Raw genomic sequence first — 12,419 nt, 5'->3', positions numbered from 1 at the left:
AAACGTTTGTACATATTACTATGAACACTCATCATCGCATTGAGTTTAAATTTTTTGATTGCCTACATTCCGAAGAACAAGAAGACAATTTCGAATAACTCAATACCTGTGAATGTCCACACAGATTACTTGATAAATTGTTAAAGAGCGTTGACCGTTTCAGTAGGTCAGGGCTGCGTATTCTACGCATTCCCTTTATGGCGTCAAGTGTTTTTTCAAACTTCTTTTTGCCGTTATCTCTGCCACCTCAATGGCTTGATAACACTCACCGGCTTTTGCTTTCGCTGTCTGCCGTGTCAGTGGATGCGCATTATAGGCAGCTTAAGATTTAGTGCAAGCGCTTTTAAGCAATATAAGTTTCGAACGTTGAACTTTTGCTCAGATCGATTCTTTTTTGGCTTTTTTGCTTAAAGAACCACCTTTACCTAGATAACAAAATGCTTATTTCTGATATTAAAGTGAATTTGAGCTCAATTTTTCAACAGTAGTCTGGTGTATCTGGTAAATTTTAATTACTATGTAACGGTTTTTAACAGTAATTTATCATTTTCATATTCATTAGAGATTATTTTATGCAGAAATCATTCGTGATTGTTTTGATTGCGGCGCTTCTAGGCGCTTTTGTTTTTTCTCAGTTTGGCGGTACATCTTCTTCTGTAGCGTTTATTGCTGGTGTTGTCGTGGCAACGTTAATTTTCACCTTTATACCTACAAGCTCAGCAAATTCTGCTGATGAGCCTTATGTAGGTCCAACTATGACACTATATGTAGGTAATTTGCCTTATCGTGTTCATGAAGGTGAAGTGAAGGCTTTGTTTGGTGAGTATGGTCCGGTTAATTCTGTGCGTTTAGTCCGTGACCGTAAAACTGGACGTCGTAAAGGGTTTGGTTTTGTTGAAATGTCTGAGGCAGGTGCTCAGAAAGCAATGACGAAACTGAATGACTACAGTTTCCAGGAACGTACTTTAAAAGTAAGAGAAGCTAAATCACAAGAGTCTGACTCTGATAATAGCTAACTCTATTCCTTTTATTTAGTACTGTGTTAGTCGGTTATGGTTACCAGCGAAAAATCACTAAAACCATAATCGACTAATGTCGCTTTGAGCCCTTCATTTATGTCTTTGGTATAACAAGCTTGTAATTTCTTGTCACCATTGTGCTCTTTACTGAGTAAAAATCTCACCCGCTTAGCCACTGCCTCTCCAGAATCCAGTAATACAACGCCTTTTCCAAGATAATCACTTATCTCTGCTGCTATCATCGGGAAGTGAGTACACCCCAATACTAATACATCAATCTCTGACGCTTTTATTGGTTCAAGAATATTGTGTAGTTTATCCATATCTATTTTTTGTCGGGCGACATACTGTTCGGCTAGTAATACTAAATCGGATGTACCAAACAGATCGACTTTACAGTCTCCGGCAAATTGTTGGATTAATGTTTGAGTATAATCTCGCTTCACCGTGCCAGGTGTAGCAAGTAAACCAATGTGCTTTTTGCTGGATAACATTGCAGCCGGTTTAATAGCAGGCACCACACCCACTACCGGAATGATTAATAGTCGACGTAAATGTGGCAATACTAAAGTGCTAGCCGTATTGCATGCGACAACAACAATACTCGCATTAAGTCGTTGCGCATGGTGTGCAATCAATGCAACGCAACCTGTGATCAGTTCTTGCTCTGACAAGTTACCGTAAGGCAAGCGTGCATTATCAAACAAATAACAGTAATCATGCTGTGGTAGTTGTTTTCTAATCTCACTCATGACCGACAATCCGCCGATACCAGAATCAAACACTAAAATAGGTCCAGACAATATTGGCTCCAATTATCAATATGTTCAGTATTATTCGTCTTGTCGCTTTATACTAAGGCGCGTAACACTAGACATGAGCGTCATTTAGTATAATATTTGCGCCCTTTTTTACAGCCTTAGGTGGACAACATGAATTTAGCTGCAATGGATCCTAAAAACTACGATGCACAATTACAACAAAAGCGCATCAAGCTTGAACAGGCCTTTGCCGATTTCACTCCACCAGCACTTGAAGTCTTTGCTTCCGAACCAATGAATTATCGCATGCGTGCTGAATTTAGAATGTGGCATGAAGGCGATGACTTATATTACTACATGTTTGATAAAGCACTGAATGCAAAAGTGCGTTGCGATCAATATTTGCCTGCTGGTGTGCTTATTAATCAAATGATGGCGGAATTAATTGTTGAATTAAGACCTAATCCCGCATTACGTCATAGACTATTCCAAATTGATTTTTTGTCGACATTAAGCGGTGAGATATTAGTGTCATTGCTATACCACCGCCAGCTTGACGAAGAGTGGCGCGAACACGCAACGCAGTTAAAAGCGAAATTAGCAGCCAGGTATAATGTCAATATTATTGGTCGTGCCCGCAAACAGAAAATCGATTTAGATAAAGACTTCGTTGTCGAATCATTAACGGTTAATCAGCAGGTATTACAATACAAGCAAATTGAGAACAGTTTTACTCAACCTAATGCCAAAGTGTCTGTAAAAATGTTGGAATGGGCAATCGATGCGACTAAGCAAAGCCAAGGTGATTTGTTGGAGCTGTATTGCGGCAATGGAAATTTTACCATTGCTCTTGCGCAAAATTTCAACCGTGTATTAGCAACTGAATTAGCTAAACCGTCTGTTGATGCCGCTCAGTATAATATTGACATCAATAACGTCACTAACGTTCAAATCATCCGCATGTCAGCAGAAGATTTTAGTGATGCAATGGCGAAGAAGCGTGAATTCAGACGTTTGGAAGGTATCGATTTAGACAGTTTTGACTGCAATACCATCTTTGTCGATCCGCCACGTGCAGGTATCGACCCTGAAACGTTAAAGCTTGTACAAGGCTACGAGCGTATTTTATATATCTCGTGCAACCCAGAAACCTTAAAAGACAACTTACTCACACTAAGCGAAACCCATGAGATAAGCCGTTTTGCCCTGTTTGACCAATTCCCGTATACCGACCACATGGAATCGGGCGTGCTACTTGTACGTAAGTAACCTGAGCTCGGGATAATAAATGCCTTTCAAACAGTCCTTTGCCCTGCTAACTGCGTTGAATCGACTTACAATAGGCTAGCTATTGACGCGTCAATTCGCCTTGTTAGCTGAACAAATGACAAGCTTGAAAGTGAGAAAGGGTAACATCTTGATTTTAAATAGCATAAGTTCATCCCTTATCCCGAGATCAGGTTAAGTAAGCAGTTTACTAAATAATAAGGGCGCAAAGATTTGCGCCCTTATTATTTCTACTTTTTAAACACAATCCGTTAAGCACGATTATCCATCTTTTGCTGCAACGCCTCTGCACCAGTAGCAACCATACGCAGCTGTAAAACAAGCTGATCGGCCAATGCTTTACGCTCACTGCGTTTGATATCTAATGCCGATGCCCCTGCGTTAAACACCAAAATAACCAATGCTTCTGCCTGTGCTCGAGCTAAATCGGGAGTGCGATTGGCTTGTGCTTCGGTGTAATGAGCCAATTCAGAAATAAAATGCTCAATTTCACGCTCAACGGCCGCTCTAAAAGCTGCAGATGTACCAGATCGTTCATGTAGCAAAATACGAAATACGTTTGGATTAGACTCTAACACTTCTATAAAGGTATCGACCGAAATACGAATTACACTGCCACCCGCTTCAGCACGTTGACGTCCTTTGCGCATCATTTGACGTAAGGTTAAACCGCCCTCATCAACCATGGTTAATCCGAGTTCGTTCATGTCTTTAAAGTGACGATAGAAAGAAGTGGGAGCAATACCAGCTTCACGGGCAACTTCACGTAGACTTAAGCTTGAAAAACTACGCTCTGCACTTAATTGATTAAATGCTGCATCGACTAATGCACGACGCGTTTTTTCCTTTTGTTGTGCTCTAACACCCATCTACTCATCCAATCAGTCAATATTTAGCAACAGATAATACCGTTTTTAAAACAGAAACACAGCCCTGTTAAACTTGACCCATGCCTACTACCTAAGTTAAATTAGCGTACAAATGTACGCTCAACTTGCTAAAACCTATAATTGGAATCCTACTAAATGAAAAAACCTCCAATCATTTGGCTTAATACCCTGTTATTTGCCATCACTTTACTTGGCGCTGTGGTATTGATCCCTTGGCGTGGTTTCACCCATGGCTTTGACGGCATTGAATGGATTGCATTTGTTGTTTTTGCTTACGCGAGTGGTTTATCTATTACTGCTGGTTACCACAGACTCTGGTCTCATAAAGCATATAAGGCTCATCCGGCCGTTCGATTTTTATATGCTCTCGGTGGTGCATTAGCACTACAGAATAGTGCATTACATTGGTGTAGCGATCACCGTATACACCACAAACATGTTGATAATAATGATAAAGATCCGTACTCAGCTAAGATGGGCTTTTGGTATAGCCACATAGGTTGGATGTTACGTGAATACCAAGCCAGTCGTTACAGCGATTACAATAACGTGCGTGATTTACAAAACGATCGCATTGTTATGTGGCAGCATAAACATTACCTTGCGTTAGTCATTTTAATGAACATAGGTTTACCGGCGTTTTTAGGTTGGTTAAACGGTGACATACTTTCTATGGTGCTAATGGCGGGTTTACTGCGCTTAGTAGTAGTACATCACTGTACGTTCTTTATTAACTCATTAGCACACATCTGGGGAAAACAGCCGTACACAGATAAAAACACGGCTCGTGATAATGCATTTATCGCTTTATTGACATATGGCGAGGGCTATCACAACTTTCACCATATTTTTGAAAACGATTACCGCAACGGCATTAAGTGGTGGGACTACGATCCAACCAAGTGGTTAATTAAAAGTATGAGCTGGGTCGGCTTAACCACTGACTTACGCAAAGTACCACAAGAACGTATTGAAAGTGCTCGTTTGCAAATGCAACTTTTGCGAGCACAGAATCAAGTGGCACACTTACCTAACTGTGATGAAATTATTGAAAAGTTTCAGGCTGAATACGACTTAATGAAACAACACTTGCTTGAATATTATCAAGCGAAAAAAAGCCTACTAGAAGCGAAACGTAAACAATTAGCCGACCATAATCTTAAGCAACAAGTACAAGATTTACGCAGTCAGTTTTTAGAAAGACAGCGTCATTGGAAAAGTTTAACAGCGGCTTACGCTCAATAAACTGAGCGCAACGAAAAAGGCCATCTTGATTTAATCAAGATGGCCTTTTTGTTTATTGTATCTCTACTATTTATTGTTCGAATTGTTGTGTCACTTGCTGCTGAAGCGCCATACGATTGGTGGTATCACCCGCAACCACAGGCGCAATATTCACCTTCACCCGAGACCAAAAGCGTGTTGGTTTAGTCGTTAATGCATGTCCACCTTTATGGCTAAAATACGAACCCCATAACCCATTAAGTGCTAGCGGTATAACCGGTACTGGATCGCGTTGTAAAATCATCTCAATGCCTGGTCTAAACTCACCAATATCACCATCTGAGGTTAAACGCCCTTCAGGAAAGATACACACTAGTTCATCATTGGCTAACGCATTATGAATTTGCTCGAACGCATTAAGATAAGTCGCTTCGCACTTTTTAGGTGAGCAAATAGGAATAACGCCAGCATGCCTAAACACATACTTTAATAACGGAATTTCGCTAATCGACTTGTCCATCACAAAACGAATTGGCCGAGTTGATGATCCCATTATAATCAACGCATCAACGTAACTCACATGGTTACTCACAATGATCCCAGCCCCTTGGGCCGGAATGTGCTGTCTGCCCTGCACGTTAACCCGATACATTACATGGCTAAGCAAGTAGCTAATAAACCGTTGAGTAAACTCGGGCACTTGAGAGTAAACATAAATCAGTACCACTAAGTTAAGTACACCGATAAGCATAAATAACTCAGGAATACTCCAACTGAACACCCCAAGTAAGACTATCGATAACACCGCCGAGCCAACCATAAACAAAGCATTAATAATGTTGTTTGCTGCGATAGCTTGCGCACACTCTTTTCTTTCTGCGCGGGTTTGAATAAACGCATATAAAGGCACAATAAAGAGTCCGCCGCTTAACCCCACCAGAAACAAATCAATCATCACACGATAATGCTGTGCGTTAGCAACAAAAGACTCAAAACTATAGACAAAACCTGGCTCAACCACTTGTAGCGGGATTGCGCCTATCATGTCAAAGCTAAATACACTGAGTCCCAATACTCCAAACGGCAACAAACCTAGTTCAACATGGCCAAACGAAAAACGTTCACACACAAAAGACCCAACCGCAATCCCCACAGAAAATAGCGCTAACAGTAAAGACACCACCGTAGCATCTGCATGTAAATGCAGCTTGGCAAAATTAGGAAACTGAGTCAGATATGTCGCACCGACAAACCAAAACCAACTAATCGCTAAAATAGCCATCCAGATTGATGTCGTTTCACGGGCTTTACTAATGCAGCGCCAAGTGCCTGAGAAAAGTGAAAACTTATTCGGATTTAGCTCACCCTGTGCAGGCAGTGATGGAATCGCTCTACTTGCCAAATAACCACACACCGCAAGCACACACACAATGATAGCTGCCCACGTTAAGCCATTTTCATTAGACACCACTAAACCAGCACTTAGTGTGCCGACAAGAATTGATAAAAAGGTGCCCATTTCAACCAATGCGTTGCCTTTTACCAATTCAGCCTCACTCAGTGCTTGAGGCAATAACGAGTATTTCACAGGGCCAAAATAAGCCGATTGGCTACCCGTTAAAAACAACAGCAACAACATAACCATATAACTCTGGCTCACAATCGCGATAGCGGCTGTGGACATGATGATCAGTTCTAGTAACTTTAAGCGTTTGATCAATGTTGCCTTATTCATGTTATCAGCCACGATACCCGCATGAGCAGAAAACAAGAAAAACGGCAAAATGAATACACCAGCGGCTAAATTGACAAACAAATTAACGTCGATAGGTAATGCATTAAGCTGACTGTAGGTCACCAGTAATAACAGGACATTTTTATAAAAATTATCATTTAGCGCCCCTAAACACAGGGTTGCAAAATAAGGAAAAAAGCGTTTGGTTAATATCATACGAACTCCTTGTTTATGCCCATTCCGGCAATATATCCTTGTACATGACTGCAAAGCATTGTTTGCAAGTCACTGTGTGTGACAAATAGTTTTCCATCTAACGCTAAACACGTTAATCCATGAATACCGCCCCAAAGCACCCTGCTCATTAACTCCACTTTTTGATCGCTAATGTCTGCTATACATAAACGCAGCTGCGACTCGACTAACGCAAATAATGATTTGATTAACGCTGAATGATTTACGGGTAAGGGTTGCTCATTGGGCATAGACAACTCAAAGACTAATCGGAAACAACTTTTATGTTGCAGTGCAAAGTCACTATACCGTACAGCCATATCTTGAATATTCAACAACGGTTGTTGTGTAGTTAATCCCTGCAACACCGCAGATAAGCTAACTAACGTCTGCTCAGATACGGCTAATAATAAGTATTGGTAGCTACCAAAGATATTAATCAAAGTACTTGGCACATAACCGATTTCGGCAGCAACCTTTCGTAAACTCAACGAATGAATACTGTCATGCTGTAAATGCTGCACTACTGCGGCTATCGCCATTTGTTTAATTTGCTCATGAGTGTGCTCTTTGCGTCTGGCCACTGCGCTACCTAATTTCTATTACCTTTATGGTTGCTAAGTTAACAGCAAACAAAATAAAAAACAATGTTCACAATAATCTTTTTACGTATTAGAAAACGACGACTTAGTTTGATAAACGACTAAAACACAAGATATTCTGCCTAATAGTGATTATAATTACTGCTCAATACGCCATCTAAAGATCACCTTATTATGTCTGAGCAAGCAGTTAAACTTACTGAATATAGTCATGGCGCCGGTTGCGGCTGTAAAATTTCGCCTAAAGTCCTAAGTACCATTCTTGCATCGCAGCTACCTGTATTTACTGATCCCAACTTATTAGTGGGTAATCAAACGCGTGATGATGCCGCCGTATATAAACTCAATGAACATACCGGCATTATCAGTACCACAGATTTCTTTATGCCTATCGTTGACGACCCATTTACTTTTGGCCGTATCGCCGCAACCAATGCGATTAGCGATATATACGCCATGGGCGGCACGCCAATTATGGCCATTGCAATATTAGGTTGGCCAGTCAATGTATTGCCACCAGAGATTGCACAACAAGTCGTCGATGGCGGACGTCAAGCCTGCGCGGATGCTGGTATTATGCTTGCCGGCGGCCACAGTATTGATGCACCAGAACCCATTTTTGGTTTAGCCGTCACCGGTCAAATTCCACTTGAGTTACTCAAGCAAAACAATACGGCTAAAGCTGGCGATCGTTTATATCTCACCAAACCACTGGGTATTGGTATTTTGACTACTGCGCAAAAACAAAAAAAATTACGTGACGAAGATAGTCAAATAGCACCACAAGCCATGTGCCAGCTCAACACAATTGGTATCGAGATAGCTAAAATCACTGGCGTGAATGCCTTAACCGATGTCACTGGCTTTGGTTTAGCAGGTCATTTAATTGAAGTGTGCCAAGGAGCAAAACTTAAAGCTAACCTCGCATTACATAACGTACCTTTACTGCCAAAGGTTGCTGATTACTTAGCACAAGGCTGTGTGCCTGGCGGCACCCATCGTAACTTTGACAGCTACGGCGAGCATCTACCGCCTTTAACCGACGACCAAAAAGCCATTTTATGCGACCCACAAACTAGCGGTGGTTTATTAGTGACTGTAAATGCAGAAAGCGAAGCCGAACTGCAAGCGTTACTGACGGCCAATAATATTGCTGCGGTGTGCATTGGCTCAATGGCCGAGTTCACCCCTGTTAATGTTGGTCACGATATACTCATTGAGTTAACTCAATGAACGACATCATTCCCAGTTCGGAATATGGCCGTTTACTACTCGAAAACAGACCACTAATTGATGTGCGTGCCCCAATAGAGTTTACTAAAGGCGCGTTTAGTCATTCGGTAAATTTGCCGTTAATGCAAGATGGTGAGCGCGAAAAAGTCGGTACCTGCTACAAACAGAATGGCCAAGACGCCGCTATTGCGTTAGGCCATCAATTAGTGACAGGGAAGGTAAAACAAGCGCGAATTGAAGCCTGGCAGGCTCAACTGTCACAACATCCAGACAGCTATTTATACTGTTTTCGGGGTGGACTGCGCTCTAAGCTATCGCAACAATGGATAAAAGAATCGGGTCTTAATGTGCCTTATATACAAGGTGGCTATAAGGCAATGCGCGGCTTTTTAATTGAAGCGATAGACAATGCGCCAAAGCACTCCAGTATGCTGATTTTAAGTGGCATTACCGGCAGTGGTAAAACCGAATTTATTCATCAGCGTGATGAGTCGGTTGATTTAGAAGGAATTGCTAACCATAAAGGCTCGAGCTTTGGTAAAAACATTGACCCACAGCCAACGCAAATCAACTTTGAAAATAATCTTGCAGTATCCTTGCTCAAACATCAGCAGCTACAGCATCGACATTTATTGCTTGAAGATGAGAGCTTTCTGATTGGACGCTCTGCACTCCCTCATGCTTTTTATCAAGCCATGCAACTTGCGGATATCGTATTACTGGATGAACCCAGAGACATTCGCCTGCCTCGCTTACTCAACGACTATGTCACCGAAAAGCTGGCAGACTATGTTGCTAAGTTTGGTGAGCAAGCTGGTTTTGCTGCATTTAGCGACTACCTCAGCCAAAGCCTTACGGGGATACGTAAGCGCTTAGGCGGTAAGCTGCATAGTGAGCTGCAACAATTGGTAGACGATGCGTTATTACAGCAGCTGAATCAAAATGATGTGAGTAAACATCTAGAGTGGATTAGCGTGTTACTTGAGATTTACTATGATCCTATGTATCAGTTTCAATTAGAAAAGAAACAAGATCGCATTATTTTTCAAGGTGATCGGCAAGCGATTCATCAATGGTTAGACGATCGTAAAACAGTCTAAAAATAACGCCCTCATTTGAGGGCGTTTGTTTGTAGGCTTAATAAATATCGACAGAAATTTGTTCAATAACGTAATTATCATAAAATTCTGACCGAGTTTTCAAATCAGCGCGTTGTATTTCGACTACTTTTGTGCGGAATTGATTATATTGGCTCGACGAATGACTAAAGTAACCATAAATCATGACCGATAAATTCGCCTGGGTAATTTGCTCAAACGGCGTTTGTAAATTTGTCGGTAAATCCAAATCAGGAAACGTCCCTTTTAATGGCGCTTCAATTGTCCAATTCGCTATACCGCTTTGACCAAAATCAACCTGAAGTAATGTTTTACCCGTCCCAATACCAGTAAAATCATAGTTACTGGCACCATCCTCACTAAAACTAGATAAAATGGCATCGGTGCTTTGTAACATTTTTTGCTGGTTTTGCTGTAATTGTACTACTTGAGTAGCGTCAGGATCGGTTACGCGATGGCGCCGGCTGGTATAGTAAAAAACTTGACCATAATCGTCACCTCCTAACGGTTCAAAATTAGAATAAGTAATAAAGTTATTAGTAAATAATCCCGGAAAAACATGCGCAGACACGGGCCATTCAATCCAGTTTACTCGGCCATAATCGGTTTCTGAAAACGTTCTAAAACTCGGCGAGTATATATTGTTGTTGGCACTGCTTAATTCGGCGTTGAGTTCGACACCTTCATTTTCAGCGTTTTCAAATATAGAAGGGGAAACATATATCGTGCTATTAGCAGCATAACTATTAACATCGATTTGTGCTGCATAAGATGTCAAACCATCAGCATAAGTTGGGGTTAGCACCAAATTAACAGGGGGAAATTGCCCATCTTGTTTACACACCTTAGCACTAGACCTATCACTCCTACCGTCAATATAAACGGTATAGCCGTTATAATTGGCATTAACATCACTCAATGAAAAATTAAAGTCGCTGCAAGCACATGCTGAATCGATATTGCTATTACGCTCACCCACAATGCCAATATCACCCGCAACAACATTGAGCTTACTGTAAACGAATAACTCGCCATTGATTTGTTGGGCATATGAAAAGTGATAAGCATCTGATGGCCAAGCAATATCAAACTTACCTGTTGAAGGCACTTTTGATTGGCTTAAAATACTGCCATCTTTACGATGTACAATAAGGTCTGTTCCTACTGCAGGTTGACTGACATCACACGCTGCTGCGTAATAAACAATATCGCCAGTTAAGCGTCCATCAGGGCTTCCACCACTGTCTGGAGCGGTATCGTCACTACCGCCTCCACAACCTGACAACCCAATCGCCCCGAGGATGAATAACATCGAAGTTGAAGCGGTAAACATTCCTTTGCGTCTCATGTTTTTTGCTCTCAATAAACAGTTCACTAACAATTGAGATACAATATTCACACACTAATGCAAAAGCAATATGCGACTAAAAATATATTCCCCGACCACATCAATTAGGTCGTGAGTAAAATATCCCAAGGTAAATTGGGGCTACCCACCACAATAAAATTCGGGTTCTCTAAGCTTTCTCTTTCGTTGTACGTCATTGGCTGCAAGTTAATATCAATCAAAGCACCGCCGGCTTCTTCAATAATAATTTGCGCCGCGCCCGTATCCCACTCACCGGTAGGACCTAAACGCACATAACAATCAGCGCGGCCTTCTGCGACTAAACAACTCTTTAATGCCGCGCCACCCATAACAACCAATTCACAATGATTAGGTTTATTGAGCAACTTCAACACAGACTGAGGATCTTGGCGACGGCTTACGGCTAATCGTAAATTATCAGTTTCATTGTTAGTTAACTGTTTACTGGTAATGCGGACTTCATTTTTACCGTCACGCTTATACGCACCTAATCCTGCAATGGCGTAATAACACACCTTAGTCATTGGCACATAAACGATACCCATAATAGGACGATTGTGTTCAACCAATGCGATGATCACAGAAAAATCGCCGCTGCCAGCAATAAACTCGCCTGTACCATCTAGTGGGTCAACCAACCAATAGCGCTTCCATGTTTCGCGCACACTTAATGGAATATCGGCCGCTTCTTCACTTAAAATGGGAATGTCTGGAGTCAACACAGCAAGTTGTTGGCAAATAATATCGTGGGCAGCCAAATCTGCCGATGTTACAGGCGTATTGTCTGATTTTATCTCACGTTTAAAGCTACCCTTTAAGTAGATCTCGCGGATTTTCTCTCCGGCCTCAGTGGCGATGCCGATAACTTGGTCAATTACATCTTCTGGCTTCATTACTACTCCAATCGCTGGGTTCGATAAGGATGACCTTCTAAGGGGCTAAATTAG

At 41.6% G+C, this 12,419-nt stretch carries 11 protein-coding genes; 5 read left to right on the top strand and 6 right to left on the bottom strand.

The window, feature by feature from the left end; translation table 11 throughout:
- The first annotated feature begins 572 nt into the window (after positions 1-572).
- Positions 573-1,016 (top strand): RNA recognition motif domain-containing protein, encoded by a 444-nt coding sequence (locus tag AC19MV_RS18130; RefSeq protein WP_432405714.1) that lies wholly within the window; start codon positions 573-575, stop codon positions 1,014-1,016.
- 26 nt (positions 1,017-1,042) lie between these two features.
- On the opposite strand, the gene murI is transcribed toward AC19MV_RS18130, so the two are convergent.
- Complete coding sequence (gene murI, locus AC19MV_RS18125) at positions 1,043-1,822, bottom strand: glutamate racemase (RefSeq protein WP_498309295.1); 780 nt, start codon at positions 1,820-1,822, stop codon at positions 1,043-1,045.
- A gap of 129 nt (positions 1,823-1,951) precedes the next feature.
- Here murI and trmA point away from each other — a divergent pair, with 129 nt between their 5' ends.
- Entirely contained in the window at positions 1,952-3,049 is a 1,098-nt protein-coding gene (trmA, locus tag AC19MV_RS18120; protein ID WP_498299323.1) for a tRNA (uridine(54)-C5)-methyltransferase TrmA, read from the top strand.
- Between the two features lie 269 nt (positions 3,050-3,318).
- On the opposite strand, the gene fabR is transcribed toward trmA, so the two are convergent.
- Positions 3,319-3,936 carry an HTH-type transcriptional repressor FabR gene (gene fabR, locus AC19MV_RS18115; protein WP_160055543.1) on the bottom strand — a complete coding sequence of 206 codons (618 nt, stop codon included), beginning with the start codon at positions 3,934-3,936 and terminating at the stop codon, positions 3,319-3,321.
- Positions 3,937-4,092: 156 nt separating this feature from the next.
- Here fabR and AC19MV_RS18110 point away from each other — a divergent pair, with 156 nt between their 5' ends.
- Entirely contained in the window at positions 4,093-5,202 is a 1,110-nt protein-coding gene (locus tag AC19MV_RS18110) for an acyl-CoA desaturase (protein WP_432405725.1), read from the top strand.
- Between the two features lie 70 nt (positions 5,203-5,272).
- On the opposite strand, the gene AC19MV_RS18105 is transcribed toward AC19MV_RS18110, so the two are convergent.
- Both AC19MV_RS18105 and AC19MV_RS18100 read right to left on the bottom strand, forming a co-directional pair.
- Positions 5,273-7,132 (bottom strand): MFS transporter, encoded by a 1,860-nt coding sequence (locus tag AC19MV_RS18105; RefSeq protein WP_498309293.1) that lies wholly within the window; start codon positions 7,130-7,132, stop codon positions 5,273-5,275.
- Positions 7,129-7,734: a TetR/AcrR family transcriptional regulator gene (locus AC19MV_RS18100; protein ID WP_498309291.1), complete on the bottom strand. Its 606-nt coding sequence runs from the start codon at positions 7,732-7,734 to the stop codon at positions 7,129-7,131. The genes AC19MV_RS18105 and AC19MV_RS18100 overlap by 4 nt, the downstream gene beginning before the upstream one ends.
- A gap of 192 nt (positions 7,735-7,926) precedes the next feature.
- Here AC19MV_RS18100 and selD point away from each other — a divergent pair, with 192 nt between their 5' ends.
- Together selD and mnmH are read left to right on the top strand one after the other, a co-directional pair.
- Positions 7,927-8,985, top strand: a complete 1,059-nt coding sequence (gene selD / locus AC19MV_RS18095) for a selenide, water dikinase SelD (protein WP_432405736.1) — start codon at positions 7,927-7,929, stop codon at positions 8,983-8,985.
- Positions 8,982-10,085 (top strand): tRNA 2-selenouridine(34) synthase MnmH, encoded by a 1,104-nt coding sequence (gene mnmH, locus AC19MV_RS18090; RefSeq protein ID WP_498309290.1) that lies wholly within the window; start codon positions 8,982-8,984, stop codon positions 10,083-10,085. Before selD ends, mnmH begins: the two co-directional genes overlap by 4 nt.
- A 37-nt stretch (positions 10,086-10,122) precedes the next feature.
- Here the strand turns inward: mnmH and AC19MV_RS18085 are convergent, their stop codons facing one another.
- Both AC19MV_RS18085 and cysQ read right to left on the bottom strand, forming a co-directional pair.
- The gene (locus AC19MV_RS18085; protein WP_498309288.1) at positions 10,123-11,451 is read right to left on the bottom strand and encodes a hypothetical protein; all 1,329 of its coding nucleotides are present in this window, start codon (positions 11,449-11,451) and stop codon (positions 10,123-10,125) included.
- Between the two features lie 104 nt (positions 11,452-11,555).
- Positions 11,556-12,365: a 3'(2'),5'-bisphosphate nucleotidase CysQ gene (gene cysQ, locus AC19MV_RS18080; RefSeq protein ID WP_432405746.1), complete on the bottom strand. Its 810-nt coding sequence runs from the start codon at positions 12,363-12,365 to the stop codon at positions 11,556-11,558.
- Positions 12,366-12,419: the final 54 nt, after the last annotated feature.

The sequence above is a fragment of the Shewanella sp. MF05913 genome, assembly GCF_059758095.1.
The sequence above is the reverse complement of the archived record's forward strand: the minus strand, read 5'-3'. Positions and strand labels throughout refer to the sequence as shown.